The organism is Peribacillus sp. NPDC097198 (assembly GCF_044762055.1).
Taxonomy (GTDB): domain Bacteria; phylum Bacillota; class Bacilli; order Bacillales; family DSM-1321; genus Peribacillus.
Map to the genome: position 1 here is coordinate 158651 of NZ_JBIWDO010000008.1, position 15844 is coordinate 174494.

At 44.1% G+C, this 15844-nt stretch carries 15 protein-coding genes, 1 rRNA gene and 1 riboswitch; of the genes, 1 reads left to right on the forward strand and 15 read right to left on the reverse strand.

The annotated features are described in order from the left end of the window. Window positions 1–17 precede the first annotated feature (17 nt). The gene (locus ACIQXQ_RS15610; protein WP_402872263.1) at window positions 18–1763 is read right to left on the reverse strand and encodes an adenine deaminase C-terminal domain-containing protein; all 1746 of its coding nucleotides are present in this window, start codon (window positions 1761–1763) and stop codon (window positions 18–20) included. A 142-nt stretch (window positions 1764–1905) separates the two neighbouring features. Here ACIQXQ_RS15610 and ACIQXQ_RS15615 point away from each other — a divergent pair, with 142 nt between their 5' ends. Next, a complete protein-coding gene (locus tag ACIQXQ_RS15615; protein WP_402958622.1) occupies window positions 1906–2163 on the forward strand; it encodes a YgaP-like transmembrane domain in 258 nt (85 codons plus the stop codon). Window positions 2164–2223: 60 nt separating this feature from the next. On the opposite strand, the gene purD is transcribed toward ACIQXQ_RS15615, so the two are convergent. From purD to rrf, 14 genes are all read right to left on the reverse strand, one after another. Then, window positions 2224–3483 carry a phosphoribosylamine--glycine ligase gene (gene purD, locus ACIQXQ_RS15620; protein ID WP_402958624.1) on the reverse strand — a complete coding sequence of 420 codons (1260 nt, stop codon included), beginning with the start codon at window positions 3481–3483 and terminating at the stop codon, window positions 2224–2226. Window positions 3484–3502: 19 nt separating this feature from the next. Next, complete coding sequence (purH, locus tag ACIQXQ_RS15625) at window positions 3503–5038, reverse strand: bifunctional phosphoribosylaminoimidazolecarboxamide formyltransferase/IMP cyclohydrolase (RefSeq protein ID WP_402958627.1); 1536 nt, start codon at window positions 5036–5038, stop codon at window positions 3503–3505. Window positions 5039–5056: 18 nt separating this feature from the next. Next, window positions 5057–5635, reverse strand: a complete 579-nt coding sequence (gene purN / locus ACIQXQ_RS15630) for a phosphoribosylglycinamide formyltransferase (protein WP_402958630.1) — start codon at window positions 5633–5635, stop codon at window positions 5057–5059. After that, the gene (gene purM / locus ACIQXQ_RS15635; protein WP_402872275.1) at window positions 5632–6660 is read right to left on the reverse strand and encodes a phosphoribosylformylglycinamidine cyclo-ligase; all 1029 of its coding nucleotides are present in this window, start codon (window positions 6658–6660) and stop codon (window positions 5632–5634) included. Before purM ends, purN begins: the two co-directional genes overlap by 4 nt. A 44-nt stretch (window positions 6661–6704) precedes the next feature. Continuing rightward, window positions 6705–8120 (reverse strand): amidophosphoribosyltransferase, encoded by a 1416-nt coding sequence (purF, locus tag ACIQXQ_RS15640; protein ID WP_402872278.1) that lies wholly within the window; start codon window positions 8118–8120, stop codon window positions 6705–6707. Next, on the reverse strand, window positions 8105–10327 hold the full coding sequence (purL, locus tag ACIQXQ_RS15645; protein WP_402958632.1) for a phosphoribosylformylglycinamidine synthase subunit PurL: 2223 nt from the start codon (window positions 10325–10327) through the stop codon (window positions 8105–8107). Before purL ends, purF begins: the two co-directional genes overlap by 16 nt. Continuing rightward, window positions 10311–10997: a phosphoribosylformylglycinamidine synthase subunit PurQ gene (gene purQ / locus ACIQXQ_RS15650; protein ID WP_402872282.1), complete on the reverse strand. Its 687-nt coding sequence runs from the start codon at window positions 10995–10997 to the stop codon at window positions 10311–10313. Before purQ ends, purL begins: the two co-directional genes overlap by 17 nt. Further along, on the reverse strand, window positions 10994–11248 hold the full coding sequence (purS, locus tag ACIQXQ_RS15655) for a phosphoribosylformylglycinamidine synthase subunit PurS (protein WP_402872285.1): 255 nt from the start codon (window positions 11246–11248) through the stop codon (window positions 10994–10996). Before purS ends, purQ begins: the two co-directional genes overlap by 4 nt. Further along, a complete protein-coding gene (purC, locus tag ACIQXQ_RS15660; protein ID WP_402958634.1) occupies window positions 11241–11960 on the reverse strand; it encodes a phosphoribosylaminoimidazolesuccinocarboxamide synthase in 720 nt (239 codons plus the stop codon). Before purC ends, purS begins: the two co-directional genes overlap by 8 nt. Before the next feature lie 101 nt (window positions 11961–12061). Then, window positions 12062–13354 (reverse strand): adenylosuccinate lyase, encoded by a 1293-nt coding sequence (gene purB / locus ACIQXQ_RS15665; RefSeq protein WP_402958636.1) that lies wholly within the window; start codon window positions 13352–13354, stop codon window positions 12062–12064. Next, complete coding sequence (purK, locus tag ACIQXQ_RS15670) at window positions 13351–14508, reverse strand: 5-(carboxyamino)imidazole ribonucleotide synthase (RefSeq protein WP_402958638.1); 1158 nt, start codon at window positions 14506–14508, stop codon at window positions 13351–13353. The genes purB and purK overlap by 4 nt, the downstream gene beginning before the upstream one ends. Next, complete coding sequence (purE, locus tag ACIQXQ_RS15675) at window positions 14492–14980, reverse strand: 5-(carboxyamino)imidazole ribonucleotide mutase (RefSeq protein ID WP_402958640.1); 489 nt, start codon at window positions 14978–14980, stop codon at window positions 14492–14494. The genes purK and purE overlap by 17 nt, the downstream gene beginning before the upstream one ends. A 131-nt stretch (window positions 14981–15111) precedes the next feature. Then, window positions 15112–15213: riboswitch (purine riboswitch) on the reverse strand. 74 nt (window positions 15214–15287) lie between these two features. Further along, window positions 15288–15488, reverse strand: coding sequence for an NETI motif-containing protein (locus ACIQXQ_RS15680; protein ID WP_402958642.1), 201 nt, complete (start codon window positions 15486–15488; stop codon window positions 15288–15290). A 261-nt stretch (window positions 15489–15749) separates the two neighbouring features. Further along, window positions 15750–15844, reverse strand: a 5S ribosomal RNA gene (rrf, locus tag ACIQXQ_RS15685); the annotation flags it as partial.

A 15844-nucleotide genomic window follows, 5' to 3' on the forward strand; every position in this document is an offset into this window, starting at 1 on the left:
CTGCGTTCTTTTATATTTTAACGCATTATAGTAGGGAAGAGTATATTTTTATTCATTACATCATATACCCCACGCTGGGTAACCCTGATATACGGTAAATGGGTCGTAGAAAAAAAGGATAGGGTATATACGGGATCAGCGAAGCGATAACCCCGTTCACGCAACAATCTTTTCAATTCATTTTCTTCTATAATTAATTCAGGAACTTCCTTATTGGACATTATCCCTTTTAATGTTAATGGCACCTCATGAATCACTTCTCCTTGCTCTGTCAAAACAATACCGCCGCCGATTTCCTTCAGCCGGTTGAAGGCCAGGTGCATATCCTTCTTACGTTTCCCAATCAAAATGATATCCCCGGTATTCGTATAGGTGGCTGCAAAACCGCATAACTTATCGGCAAACCCCTTCAGTATCGTATTGATCCGCCATTTCCCTTCCTTATCGATGAGCATGAAGAAACACTCATCATCTTGAAAGGTAAGCTCTTCATATCCCACATCGTTTGAAAGGGAATATGGTTTGGTGATCACGTTATTGACCAGCTCTATTCCGAACGGCATCGAGAATTCGAAATCTTCCTTCAAACTAAGGTCCCAGTCCATTTCCAACGGTTTAAAGTCAAAATCGCTCCAGTTGATTTCTTGTGAATCCGGAATGATTTCCCCATCCCGCTTCACCCATTTCCCTTTAGCCATGACAGAAACCGGGGCGGGCTCCTCAATATCAGACAGAAAATTGATATTGGCGACTCTGCCCGTAGCAATATTGCCATGGAGATATTCAATATTATAATAGCGTGCGATATTGATAGTGGCCATATTATAGGCGTCAATGACTGGTACACCCTGTTCGATTGCTATTTTAATCAAGCAATCTATGAATCCCTTTTCATAAAAAGACGGTGGTGAACCATCCGTTGTATAAAAGAACTTATCATATTGATCGATACCCAGTTCATGAATTTCCTGCAATATGTTTGGGAGATCCGGACGGATGGATGAATGCCTTAATGAAACGAAATAGCCTTGAAGTAAGCGCTCCATCACCTCATCACCTGTCATGGCCTCATGGTCACAATCGGCTCCAAATAGTGTCATCTTGGCAAGTGTTTTCTCAGAAGCACCAGGAAAGTGACCCTCTATCTTCTTCCTCATCCGCTTGGCCTCCTGAATCCAATGCAGCATCATGTCATCGCCATCAAGAAGCTTAGGCCACCCCGTCAGTTCACCGCCCTGTAAAACGGCATCATGCTCAAGCCAGGATTTAACCGCTCCATGAGAAAATACGGTATCTTCATCGATCAACTCCGTTTGTCCATCAAAACGGCTCCACCAATACATCGTAACAGGGATGTTACGTAGCTCCTTCAAAAGAGAAAACGCTTTCTTTTTTCCTAATTGCAAAAGGAATGGCAGGTTATCATTGATAAGTGTCGTTGTCCCAAAATGGGATGCATAGCGTGAGAAAGACAGGGGATTATATAATTGAGAAGGGTGTGAATGCGGCTCAATATATCCCGGGACCAGGTACTGATCTGAACAATCAACCATTTCACAGCGGTCTATATTTTCAGGAAGGTTTGTACCGACATAGATAATGCGATCGTCATAAATCCATATATTTGCTTTCACCCATTTTCGTAAAGCCTGGTTTAAATATGTAGCATTTTTCAAAAGAATGTGTGGTGACCTCTTTCCATCCAGCACATCTATATGTTCCCGTAGATGTTTATTTTTCCATCTATAACGTTGTTCCAGCATAAACATCCCTCCATGAATTGTAAGACAAAGGAATTGAAATCCCAATTCAATCCAATTTTATCTTATAGTAACATATTTATTTCATTAACACAGTAAAGTTAACCAGAATACTGTGAAATTTTTGTGAAAGGATGAACTTATCATGAAATTCAAACAAAATATCAGCATAGTCAATGCGCTTATGCGGATTACCTGTGGCTTTACCTTTCTTACCTGTGCCACAGCGAAAATGGTTAAAAAGCCATGGAAAAATCAATCTTACTTAATGGTGGTCATCCTTGCTGCCATGAAAATAGGCGAAGGCATATTGCGCTATTGCCCCGTTGTCGATGTAATGGAAAATGGCCAAGCCATGATGAAGGATAAGCAGAACAGGGATGACCAATCTGATTCGTATTGATTTCATTTTAAAAGAAGCTGACTCGAGATTTGAGCCAGCTTCTTTTTATGGTCAAGGAACCTATTCTATGGCTCGATATCCAATATCCGTACGCCAAAACAGGCCTTCTTTTTCAATATGTTCTACTTCTTTATAGACTTGTCTTTGGGCAGACGCAAGGTCGTTTCCTTTAGCCGCAACAAGCAATACCCTGCCTCCATTGGAAACAAGATCTCCCTGGTCGTTTTTGGCCGTCCCGGCATGGTAAATATGGGTGTCCGGCTGAATCCTATCCAACCCTTTGATTACCGACCCCTTCGTGTATGCTCCAGGATAGCCTTCTGCAGCCACGACTACACCAAGAACCGCTTCATCATGCCATTCAAGATCTAAATCTTCCCCTGCAAGGACCGCTTCAAGAGTATCGACGAAATCCGTCTTTAAGCGGGGCAATACTACTTGAGTTTCCGGATCCCCAAAACGGGCATTGAATTCAATCACTTTTGTACCCTTTTCCGTTGCAATTAACCCGGCATATAATATGCCTGAAAATCGGCGATTTTCTGAAATCATCGCATGAACCGTCGGTTGCAGAATAGCATCTACCGCTGCTTGCACCATACTATCGGATATTTGAGGGACGGGGGAGTACGCACCCATTCCACCAGTATTCGGTCCTTTATCACCATTGTAGGCACGTTTATGATCCTGTGCGATAACCATTGGATATACTTTATCCCCGTTCACGAAGGCCATCAATGAAAACTCCTCGCCATCCAGGTATTCCTCGATGACAACCTTTGCTGAAGCTTCCCCGAACTTTGCACCGACTAGCATATCATGAATGGCTTCCATTGCTTCCTGCATCGTCATGGCGACTACTACGCCTTTGCCCGCAGCCAGACCATCAGCCTTGATGACAATGGGAGCGCCCACTTTTTCGATATATGCCTTTGCCTGCTCATAATCAGAAAACGTCTCATATTCTGCTGTTGGAATATGATAATCCCTCATTAAATTCTTAGCAAATGATTTACTTCCTTCAATGACCGCAGCCCGGCTGTTTGGTCCGAACACCTGCAAGTTTTCTTTCTCAAAGTCATCAGCCAACCCATTAAGTAAAGGCGTTTCCGGTCCAATCACCGTCAAAGCAATCGCATTTTCTTTTGCGAAAGCGACCAATTCTTGATGTTTGGTTTCCTCGATTGATATAAGTTCGGCAACATCTGCCATGCCGGGATTCCCTGGCGCCACGAAGACTTTCTTAACCCGTTTGCTTTCAAACAGTTTACGGGCGATAGCGTGCTCCCTGCCTCCACGGCCAATCACTAGTACATTCATTACCGCACCTCATCTTCGATTAATGTTTAAAGTGGCGAACTCCTGTGAATACCATTGCTATTCCATATTCATCGGCTTTATCAATTGAATCTTGGTCTTTCTTCGATCCACCTGGCTGGATGATTGCCGTTACGCCTGCTTTTGCCGCCGCCTCCACGGTATCGTCCATAGGGAAGAAAGCATCCGATGCCAAAGCACTTCCCGCTACTCTTTCACCAGCTTGTTCTAGAGCTATTTTTGCTGCGCCGACACGGTTCATTTGCCCTGCACCCACGCCCAATGTCATCTGATCATTACAAATAACGATGGCATTCGATTTGACATGTTTCACGATTTTCCAACCAAGTTCAAGAGCTTTCCACTCTTCTGCGGTCGGTTCGCGTTTTGTTGCCACTTTTACTTCTGCATCCTTCAAACCGAAAGCATCACGTTCTTGCACGAGTAAACCACCTTCAATTGAAGTCAATTTACGTTCCGGTTTTTTAGCAGCCTGGAAATTAACCGTTAATAGACGAAGGTTCTTCTTACTTGTCAATACATCCAATGCTTCCTTAGAGAATCCTGGAGCGATGATGATTTCAAGGAAAATTTCGTGAAGCTTTTCCGCAGTCGCTTTATCCACTTCACGGTTCAAGGCGATGATGCCACCAAAAATCGAAGTGGAATCCGCTTCATACGCTTTATCGAATGCTTCCAGAATCGTATCACCAACACCGACTCCACAAGGATTCATATGCTTGACGGCCACGGCTGCCGGTTCTTTGAATTCCTTAACGATTTGAAGGGCTGCGTCTGCATCATTGATGTTATTGTATGAAAGCTCTTTTCCGTGCAGTTGTTTTGCTTCCGCAATCGAGAAGGTAGATCCAAGCGGTTTTTTATAGAACGCTGCTTTTTGATGAGGATTTTCCCCATAACGAAGCGACTGTTTCAATTCATAAGTAACAGTAAGTGATTCTGGATTCTCTTCTTCGGCAAGCTCAGTCATATATTCTGAAATCACGGCATCGTATGCCGCTGTATGACGGAAGACTTTAGCTGCCAGACGACGATTCGTCGTTTTTGAGACATCTCCGTTTTCTTTTAGCTCAGCCAATACCGTTGCATAATCCTCGCTATCGACGATAACTGTCACATACTCGTGGTTTTTCGCAGACGAACGTAGCATGGTCGGTCCTCCGATATCGATGTTCTCAATCGCATCTTCCACCGTCACATCCGGTTTCGATATCGTCGATTGGAAAGGATAAAGGTTCACACAGACCAACTGAATCGGTTCAATATGATGCTCTGCTAGTTGAGCTTTATGCCCTTCATCTCCATGCTTGGCTAAGACTGCTGCATGGACATTCGGGTGTAGCGTTTTAACGCGGCCGTCCAGAATTTCCGGGAAACCAGTGATTTCACTGATACCGATAACATCCACGCCATTATCCTGTAATGTTTTACTCGTACCGCCCGTTGAAATGATTTCAAACCCGGCCTCTTTCAACCCTTTGGCAAATTCTACGATACCTGTTTTATCCGATACACTAATTAACGCACGTTTCTTCATGGTATGTTGTTCCCTCCATTATGTATGTTGTTTCTCTTGGCATAGCTGTTGCAAAATTTTCGGATACAGATCATGTTCCAATTCCTGAATTCTTTTTTGGAGGATGTCTTTTGTATCTCCGTTAAGAATGGGGACCGCCTGTTGAGCAATAATCGGTCCTGTATCCATTCCCTCATCGACATAATGAATCGTGACCCCGGTTTCCTTCACTTCAGCCTTAAAAGCCTGGCCAATAGCATCCTTACCTGGAAAGCAAGGCAAAAGAGAAGGGTGAATATTCACAATCCTGTGTGAATACTCCCCTAATAACGTCGATCCTATTAACCGCATATAACCAGCAAGAATAATGAATTCTACGCCATGGACATGAAGTTCATCGAGTATCTCCCGTTCATATCCCGCCTTATTTACGTGCTGTTTTGCTGAGAATGAGAATACCGGAATGTTCTCCATTCTAGCCCTCTCAATTACGTAAGCATCCTCACGGTCACAAACAACAAGGCATATATCCGCTTCTAGATTTCCCTCTTTTATTGCATCAGCGATTGCTTGAAAGTTGCTTCCATTACCCGATGCAAAGACAGCAAGGCGCCTCATCGCTTAAAAGACACTCCTTCACCCTCAATAATCGTTCCTATGACAGAAGCCTGTTCACCACAAGACTGTAGATGCGCAATGATCGCAGGAGCATCCGATTTTCTCACGACGGCCGTCATCCCGATGCCCATATTGAATATATTGAACATTTCCTCCTGAACAAGATTTCCTTTTTCCTCAAGGTACGAGAATACTGGGGGAATCGTCCAGCTGCCCAACTCAATTTCAACACCGCAGTTTTCAGGAAGGATACGCGGAATATTTTCGATGAACCCGCCACCTGTAATATGTGCTAGTCCCTTCACTTCAAACTTTTCAAGTGTCGACAATATCGACTGGACATAGATTTTTGTCGGTTTCAACAATTCTTCACCCAATTTGCAACCGAACTCCGGCACGAGTTCCTGTAAATCCATTCCTGCATCTTCAAGAAGGATTTTACGGACAAGTGAATAGCCATTGCTATGGATCCCGCTTGAAGCAAGACCGATGACAACATCACCATTGGATATGCCCTCACCCGTAATTAAGCGTGATTTTTCAACCGCCCCAACAGTGAACCCAGCCACGTCATATTCTTCGATTTCGTACATCCCTGGCATTTCAGCTGTTTCCCCACCGATTAAAGCACAACCCGCTTGCTCACAACCATCCGCAATCCCTTTAACGATCATTTCAATTCTCTCGGGATCAGCTTTGCCGCAAGCTATGTAATCTAAAAAGTACAACGGCGCAGCCCCCTGTACGACCACATCATTGACGCACATCGCTACACAATCTATTCCAATTGTATCATGTTTATCCATCATGAACGCGAGTAAAAGCTTCGTCCCGACTCCATCCGTTCCTGAGATAAGGACAGGCTCTTTAAGGTGTAACGAAGACAAATCGAACATGCCTCCGAAACCACCCAATCCGTTCATTACTTCAGGACGAAATGTCCGTTTTACATGTTTCTTCATCCGATTTACCGCTTCGTAGCCCGCTTCAATATCGACGCCAGCCTGCTTATATGCATTAGCCATTTGAAATCCCCCTCCGAAAACCACTCGTTCTTATCGATGCCTGTTTAGCATTTAATTTTTTCCCGTTCATAATCGAAAATTTCCGTTGGATAATTTCCCGTGAAGCATGCTAGACATGAACCGCGTGTTTCTCCAGCAAACGGACGTCCAATCGCTTCGACCATGCCTTCCACACTTAAGAAGGTTAATGAATCGGCTTCAATGATTTCCCGTATTTCCTCCACCGATTTGGAGCTGGCGATCAGTTCATCTTTTTTCGATGTATCAATACCGTAAAAACATGGATTTTTAATTGGAGGCGAACTGATCACAACATGGACCTCTTTCGCCCCTGCATCTTTCAGCATGCGGACAATCCTTCTGCTGGTCGTACCACGTACGATCGAATCGTCCACCATGATCACGCGTTTCCCTTCAACGACGCCTCGTACCGGTGATAGCTTCATCTTCACACCCTGTTCGCGAAGGCTTTGCGACGGTTGAATAAATGTCCGTCCGACATAACGGTTCTTAATTAAGCCCATTTCATAAGGGATGCCCGCAGCTTCGGCATAACCAATGGCCGCCGATATGCTTGAATCCGGAACACCCGTGACAACATCCGCTTCGATTTTCGCTTCCTGAGCCATTTGCTTACCAAGGTTTTTCCTGGCTGTATGTACATTAATCCCATCAATATTGCTATCCGGGCGGGAAAAATACACATATTCCATCGTACACATGGCTTGTTGACTGGAAAGGGAAAAGTATTCTGAATAGATTCCTTCATCATTGATGACGACAAGCTCGCCTGGTTCGATATCACGGATGAATTCCGCCCCAACGATATCAAGAGCACATGTTTCAGAAGCGGCGTAATACGCATCTCCTATCTTTCCGAGGGAAAGTGGACGGAAACCATGTGGATCCCGCGCTAAAATCATTTGGTTTTCTGTCATGATAACAAATGCGTAGGCACCCTTTAGCATACTTAAGCTATTTTTCACAGAATCCCTTATATCAGAATAACCGGAGCGTTTAATCAAATGTGCAAGGACTTCCGTATCCGACGTCGTTTGAAAAATGCTCCCCTGTCCCTCTAACTGTGCTTTTAACTGGCTGGCATTGACGATATTCCCATTATGGGCAAGAGCCAGCCCCCCTGTATGTGAATTGAACAAGAAAGGCTGGACGTTTTGATATCCACCGCCGCCTGCTGTCGTATAACGGACATGACCTATCGCTGACTTCCCTGTACCGGAAAGTGCCTGCATTTTTTCTGCCGTGAAGATTTCCGTTACAAGACCTTCCCCTTTCGTGATGGACATTTGATTACCGTCCGTCACGACAATGCCTGCTCCCTCTTGGCCCCGATGCTGTAAGCTATGCAGTCCGTAATAGGCAAGCTGTGCTGCATCTTGATGTCCCCAGACTCCTACTACGCCACATTCCTCATTAAGACTTCTTATTTCAGCAAGCATGGAATGGCCCCTTTCCAAGCTGATTGTAATTCCTCAACATTCACTTCAAATACCAGATTATCGCCATCATCCGTCACGATTATTTTTGGATCATTCGTTACTTCCCCTATAAGGATTGCATCTTCAACAATGGATTCAAATGCCGCTTGGTTTTCTGGACTAACGGATAGTAAGAATCGGGATTGCGTTTCACTGAATAACCCGGATACCAATTCGCCGGAAACCTTAACGTTGGCGCCGAGTGTAGTCGGACCGAATAGAGATTCACTTAAGGCAACAGCCAAACCACCCTCTGAAAGATCATGTGCGGAGGCGATATGCCCTGCTCGAATGGCTTCAAGAATTTGTGCTTGCCGTTTTTGTTCAACATGTAAGTCCAATTCCGGTGCAGGTCCAAAGATTTTTCCTTCTACCATTTTTTGAAGTTCACTGCCACCAAATTCAGCTTTCGCTTCCCCGACCACATATATCAAGTCGGATTCATGTTTGAACGTTTGGGTCGTGATATGTTGAAGGTCATGTACAAGACCAACCATCCCAACTACTGGAGTTGGATAAATGGCCTCGCCATTCGTTTCATTATAAAGCGATACATTTCCACCAATGACAGGCGTACTTAAGCTGCGACATGCTTCGCTCATGCCATCAGCGGCTTTTTCCAGTTGCCAAAATATCTCTGGTTTTTCTGGGTTTCCAAAATTCAAGCAATCTGTAATCGCCAAAGGTTCTCCACCCGAACAGACAATGTTACGGGCCGCCTCAGCTACAGCAATCTTACCGCCTGTCTCGGGGTCGAGGTAAATATAGCGGGAGTTACAATCCGTTGTCATTGCAAGAGCTTTATTCGTTCCTCGCACACGTACCACTGCAGCGTCGGAACCAGGTGATACCACTGTATTCGTACGAACCATATAATCATATTGGTCGTAAACCCATTCCTTGCTTGAAATGGTAGGCTGTTGTAATAATGCTATAAGAGTACCCTTATAATCCTTGATAACCGGCACTTTTGCCATCATGCTTTGGAAGTCGCGGAAATACTGTGGTTCAGCAGATGGCTTGTGATAGATTGGTGCTTCTTCAGCCAATGCATCAACCGGAACTTCCGCAACGATTTCACCTTGATGGGAAAGTGTTAAGTTTTTATCATCCGTTACTTCACCAACAGCAACTGCTTCCAGGTCATATTTCGTAAACAAATCAACGATTTCCTGTTCCCGTCCTTTAGTAACGACGATTAACATCCGTTCTTGTGACTCAGACAGCATCATTTCATACGCAGTCATGCCTGTTTCACGTTGAGGTACTAAATCAAGGTTCATTTTAATCCCTGATCCAGCTTTACTCGCCATCTCAGCCGAAGAGCTAGTAAGCCCCGCTGCGCCCATATCCTGAATGCCGACAAGCGCATCATTATGGATAAGTTCAAGGCAAGCTTCTAACAGTAATTTCTCCATGAATGGATCGCCAACTTGCACGGCTGGTCTTTTCTCTTCTGAAGACTCTGAAAGTTCTTCCGATGCAAATGTAGCTCCATGAATGCCATCACGGCCAGTTTTGGCACCCACGTACATGACCGTATTCCCGACACCATGAGCTTGACCTTTCTTGATATCCTTATGATCAATTAACCCGACGCACATGGCATTGACTAATGGATTTCCCTCATAGGAAGGATCGAATTGAATTTCACCGCCGACAGTGGGAATCCCAATGCAGTTCCCATATCCAGCAATTCCTGCAACCACTTCTTTGAATAAATATTTCACGCGTTCGTTATCCAATTCGCCGAAGCGCAGCGAATTTAACATGGCGATAGGTCGGGCTCCCATGGAGAAGACATCACGGATAATGCCCCCAACGCCTGTAGCTGCTCCTTGATATGGCTCAATGGCCGATGGATGGTTATGGCTTTCAATCTTGAAAACGACGGCCTGATTATCACCGATATCGACGATTCCTGCGCCTTCCCCAGGACCTTGTAATACTTTTTCCCCCGTAATCGGGAATTTTCTTAAGATGGGTTTTGAATTTTTGTAGGAACAATGCTCTGACCACATGACGGAAAACAAACCCGTTTCCGTATAATTCGGCAGTCTGCCTAAGATTTTCTCCACCATGGCGAATTCTTCATCGGATAGCCCCATACTTGCGTATAAACGCTCCGATTTAATTTTATCCGGACTTGGTTCAAGCTGTAACAACATGTGATTCCCTCCAGTTTTTCACGATGGATTGAAAGATCTTTAAGCCGTCTTTACTGCCAAGCAGTGAGTCAACAGCACGTTCGGGATGAGGCATCATTCCGAGGACATTACCTTGTGCATTGGTGATTCCCGCGATTTGTTCTAGGCTACCGTTGGGATTTTCACCCTTATAAGTGAACAGAATGCGGTTATTTTGTTTTAATTCCTCCAGTGTGTCTTTATCACAGTAATAGTTTCCTTCACCATGGGCCACTGGAATGGTGATTGATTCGTTTAATGAATATCCCGTGGTAAACATTGATTCATTATTTTGAACATTCAGCTCTACATTACGACAGATGAATTTCAGACCATCATTACGTCGCATCGCTCCCGGTAACAGCCCTGCTTCAAGCAAAATTTGAAAACCATTGCAGACGCCAAGAACCGGTTTTCCTGCTTGAGCCGCTTTTACGACTTCTGCCATCACATTGGAAAAACGGGCAATCGCTCCTGAACGTAGGTAGTCGCCATAAGAGAATCCGCCTGGAAGCAGGATCCCGTCAAATTTGTCTAGATTATCCGTGGAATGCCATACATACTCCACTTCCTCCCCAAGCGCATCCTGTATCGCATGGTACATGTCGACATCACAATTGGAGCCAGGGAAAACGATCACAGCAAATTTCATTGGGTGACAACCTCCTCCACGTCATAACGGTACGCTTCAATGACTGTATTGGCTAATAGCTTTTCACACATTTCCTTCACCAGTTGATCTAAATCACGGTCGGTGTCTTCAATCGTCAGTTCAATGTATTTCCCGACACGAACATCGCTTACTTCGTTATATGTCAAACTATGAAGGGATTGTTGAACCGCTGTCCCCTGTGGATCCAGTACACTTTCTCGTAGTGTGATATATACCTTAACCTTATACATGTTGAGTACCCTCCAACTTTGCTAGAATTTTTCCATATGCATCTGTTAAACTACCTAAATCACGGCGGAATACGTCTTTGTCCAGTTTTTCATTTGTCACTGCATCCCAAAGGCGACAAGTATCCGGTGAAATTTCATCAGCCAATAGGATTTCCCCATCCGATGTCTTGCCAAACTCCAGTTTAAAATCAATCAAGTTAATGCCCATCTCTTGGAAGATGGTTGATAGGACCTTACTGATTTCCCGTGCCTTTTCCTTTAAGATAGCTACATCTTCCTTGCTGGCAAGTTCCAATTCTTCAATATGGTCTTCCGTCAACAGGGGATCGCCGAGTGCGTCGTCTTTATAATAAAATTCAACGAGCGTTTTCTTTAGTGGGTGGCCTTCTTCCATGCCAGTGCGTTTAGAGAAGCTACCGGCAGCCGTGTTTCTAACGACCACTTCAAGAGGTATGATGGAGACCTTTTTAACCAGTTGCTCCCGCTCGGAAAGCTTTTCTATAAAATGAGAAGGAATGTTTTGTTCGGCAAGCTTTGAAAATAGTAAACTAGTAATTTGATTATTCAACTGGCCTTTACCAGCGATTTCTGACTTCTTCTCGCCATTGAAAGCCGTTGCTGAATCTTTGTATTCCACCCATACTATTTCACTGTTGTCCGTTGCATAAATCTGTTTCGCTTTCCCTTCATACAGCAATTCTCGCTTTTCCATCTGTTAAGACCTCCGAATTGTGAATATTATGAATTTTTATTTTATCATTAGGCAAGGAGCAAACGCTTCACCCGACTGGGATTCACGTTTGCAGCCTTGTTTTATAAGCCTAGGCGATCAAAGATCACATCTACGTTTTTCAAATGATGGGTAGGGTCGAAACAGTCATCAAGTTCTTCTTTAGTAAGCAGGCTTGTGATTTTATCATCCTTGTCGATCAGGCTCCTGAATGGGACTTGTTGCTCCCAGGCGTCCATCGCATGGGGCTGAACCGTATCATACGCCTCTTCACGGACAAGACCCTTGTCAATAAGGGCAAGCAACACGCGTTGAGAGAAGATTAACCCAAGTGTACGATCCATGTTACGCTTCATGTTCTCGGGATAGACAGTCAGGTTTTTCACGATGTTACTGAAACGGTTCAACATATAATTCAAAGCAATCGTTGCATCCGGCAAGATGATTCGTTCAGCAGAAGAGTGGGAGATATCACGTTCGTGCCATAAAGCTACATTCTCATACGCTGTCATCATGTATCCACGGATGACCCGGGCCATTCCTGTCATGTTCTCAGAACCGATAGGATTCCGTTTATGAGGCATTGCTGATGATCCTTTTTGTCCTTTTGCAAAGAATTCTTCCACTTCGCGCGTTTCGCTTTTTTGTAACCCTCTGATTTCCACAGCGAATTTTTCGATGGAAGTTGCAATTAACGCCAATGTACTCATATAGTGTGCATGGCGATCACGTTGCAAGGTTTGCGTTGAAATGGGATCAGCTTCAAGGCCCAGCTTTTCACAGACGAATTGTTCAACGAACGGGTCGATGTTTGCATATGTACCAACAGCACCGGAGATTTTACCTACCTCGATGTTTTTTCGAGCAGCATCAAAACGTTCCACATTCCGTTTCATTTCTTGGTACCAAAGGGCAAGCTTCAAGCCGAAAGTGGTCGGTTCCGCATGCACACCATGTGTACGTCCCATTTGGACGGTATATTTATGTTCTTTCGCTTTGTTTTTCAAGATCTCGACAAAATTATTTAAATCCTTTGAAAGAATATCATTCGCTTGTTTAATCACATAAGAAAGTGCCGTATCAACTACATCCGTTGAAGTCAGGCCATAATGCACCCATTTACGTTCTTCACCTAATGTTTCGGAAACCGCACGTGTGAAGGCCACAACATCATGGCGAGTGTCTTTTTCAATTTCATTGATGCGCTCTACATCGAATGACGCATTTTCACGAAGGAGCTTCACGTCTTCTTTCGGTATGACACCAAGTTCCGACCATGCTTCACATGCCAAGATTTCTACTTCCAACCATGCATTAAAGCGGTTTCTCTCTGTCCAAATGTTACCCATTTCAGGGCGGGTATAACGTTCTATCATTTTGCTTCCTCCGTTTCAACCTGTTGATTCCAAATTTTGCTTCGATCACTTTCTAAAAGGGCTTCCTCGAGTGTTGGACGTAAAATGTTAACATGCCCCATTTTCCGTTTTATCTTGGCCTCTCTTTTACCGTAAAGATGAATCTTCCAATCCGTAAGCTCCGGAATTTCATGAAGTAATGGCTCCAAGTGTTCACCTAGGACGTTGACCATGACCACCGGTTGCAACAAGGAGGTATTTCCGAGGGGCCAATTACAGACAGCACGGATATGCTGTTCAAATTGGGATGTTGCACATGCTTCCAATGTATAATGACCCGAATTGTGTGGTCTTGGTGCAAGCTCATTGATGATGATTTCATCCTTTGCCGTTAAAAACATCTCCACGGCCAATGTACCGACCAGTTCTAGTTTCTCGGCAAGCTGTCGAGCCTCCACAATGGCCTTTTCTTCAGCACTCTGACTGATGCGAGCGGGAACGATGCTTTTATGCAGTATATTTTCAATATGAATATTTTCTGCTACCGGAAAATGACTTGTTTCACCATTCGCTTTACGCGTCACGACAACCGAGATTTCCTTAACGAAAGGTATCCAAGCTTCTAATACACATACACCTGTTTGGAGCAGGGATTCAGCCTTTTTAATATCAGCTTCCTCATTAATGACTAACTGCCCTTTTCCATCATAACCGCCACGGGTCGTTTTTAACACACTTGGGTACCCTAATTCTTCTATATGTAGGTATATTTCCGAAACATCCTGAATTTCCCGGTACGGGGCAACCGTTGCTCCGGCACCTGCTATGGCTTTCTTTTCAGTAAGCCGATCCTGTGTTTGTTTTAATAATTCCGACCCTTGAGGAAGATAGGCATGCTGTTTCAACCAATCTAGAGCCTTGGAACTGATATTTTCGAACTCATAGGTAATGACGTCACTGACATTTGCCAGCCTTTTCAATGCATCTATGTCATCATAAGCCCCAAGGATCTCTATATCTGCCACTTGAGCACAAGGACCATTAGTCGTTGGTTCAAGAACAGCTATCTTAAAGCCTGCTGCCTTAGCCGCTAAGGCCATCATCCTGCCTAACTGTCCACCGCCAATAATTCCAATCGTCTGACCCGGTAAAATGACCTTATTTAAGTTGTTCACTGCTCAATAACACCTTTTCCCTAGTTTCGTCTCGGAGAACCTCTATCCTATCGGCGATTTCTGAATCGAAAGCAGCCAATATCTGCGCCGCAAGCAAACCTGCGTTAATCGCCCCTGCCTTTCCGATAGCTACCGTGGCAACCGGTACCCCGCCTGGCATTTGAACGATCGATAATAATGAATCCATACCGTTTAAAGCCTTGGATTGGATTGGCACCCCAATCACAGGTACTATTGTTTTAGCTGCCGTCATACCGGGTAGGTGAGCAGCTCCACCTGCACCTGCTATTATCACCTTAATCCCGCGCTCTCTTGCACTCTCTGCATATTCAAACAATAAGTCTGGTGTGCGGTGGGCCGAAACGACTCTTTTTTCATAGGGGATTTCAAGCTGTTCCAATGATTCACAAGCATACTTCATCGTTTCCCAATCCGAGACGCTACCCATAATGACCCCGACCTGCGACTTCATAATACTGTCCCTCCCACTTTCCATTCTATCATCTATAATTTTCAAAAAAAAACGGGCAGACTTCTTCCTCATAGAGAAAGCAATCTGCCCGGAAAAAAGTCTTCACAAAAAAGACTTCGATAGTTTCCGAATAAGTCAGCTACTTTTCTCATAGTCCGATGATTTACGGTCATCAGGTAGAAACTTTTGGGCCATATCCCCAGGATTATATGAGAGGTATTAATATACATCCATCTTACCGTCACGCATTTTCATTGTCAAGATAAAATCGAATATTTTTATAGAATACTTAATGATTGTTCGTGTTTTACTCCAATAACTTTGCTTCAAATACAATTTTCCTGTTAATTGGTTCATAATGAGCCATTCCATTCGTGATTCTTTCCTCAAAAATGGGTTCTTCCGTTCTCCTCACTGGAAAGTACCCTGCAGCCTTTATTCGATCAAGACATTCATCAATGCTTTCTCCTTCTCTAACTTCAAACTTTTCTTTACCCTTTTTACTCACAGAATCGTTCCTTTCCTGCATTCACTATTTTCATGAATATTTTTGTTCCACCCTTATTAAACAGCTTGCCTATTTTTCTAATTATAAATTCTTTCAGATAGGTTGAACAGCTTATCCAGGGATTTTAATCAAAGATCGACGGAAAGCTGTTTTCAATATCTAACTTGTCCTGTCCTAGCAACAGTGAATGATTTCATTTTATTTTAATGGTACCAGTCTGAAAACAAAAAAAGACCAGCCTAATGGCTGACCTTCGAAATGGCTTGGCGGCGTCCTACTCTCACAGGGGGAAACCCCCAACTACCATCGGCGCTGAAGAGCTTAACTGCCGTGTTCGGAATGGGAACGGGTGTGAC

Bases quoted from the DNA above. Each gene is read 5' to 3' on its own strand.
- ACIQXQ_RS15610 (WP_402872263.1), bottom strand. From the start codon at position 1,763: ATGCTGGAACAACGTTATAGATGGAAAAATAAACATCTACGGGAACAT.
- ACIQXQ_RS15615 (WP_402958622.1), top strand. From the start codon at position 1,906: ATGAAATTCAAACAAAATATCAGCATAGTCAATGCGCTTATGCGGATT.
- purD (WP_402958624.1), bottom strand. From the start codon at position 3,483: ATGAATGTACTAGTGATTGGCCGTGGAGGCAGGGAGCACGCTATCGCC.
- purH (WP_402958627.1), bottom strand. From the start codon at position 5,038: ATGAAGAAACGTGCGTTAATTAGTGTATCGGATAAAACAGGTATCGTA.
- purN (WP_402958630.1), bottom strand. From the start codon at position 5,635: ATGAGGCGCCTTGCTGTCTTTGCATCGGGTAATGGAAGCAACTTTCAA.
- purM (WP_402872275.1), bottom strand. From the start codon at position 6,660: ATGGCTAATGCATATAAGCAGGCTGGCGTCGATATTGAAGCGGGCTAC.
- purF (WP_402872278.1), bottom strand. From the start codon at position 8,120: ATGCTTGCTGAAATAAGAAGTCTTAATGAGGAATGTGGCGTAGTAGGA.
- purL (WP_402958632.1), bottom strand. From the start codon at position 10,327: ATGTTGTTACAGCTTGAACCAAGTCCGGATAAAATTAAATCGGAGCGT.
- purQ (WP_402872282.1), bottom strand. From the start codon at position 10,997: ATGAAATTTGCTGTGATCGTTTTCCCTGGCTCCAATTGTGATGTCGAC.
- purS (WP_402872285.1), bottom strand. From the start codon at position 11,248: ATGTATAAGGTTAAGGTATATATCACACTACGAGAAAGTGTACTGGAT.
- purC (WP_402958634.1), bottom strand. From the start codon at position 11,960: ATGGAAAAGCGAGAATTGCTGTATGAAGGGAAAGCGAAACAGATTTAT.
- purB (WP_402958636.1), bottom strand. From the start codon at position 13,354: ATGATAGAACGTTATACCCGCCCTGAAATGGGTAACATTTGGACAGAG.
- purE (WP_402958640.1), bottom strand. From the start codon at position 14,980: ATGAAGTCGCAGGTCGGGGTCATTATGGGTAGCGTCTCGGATTGGGAA.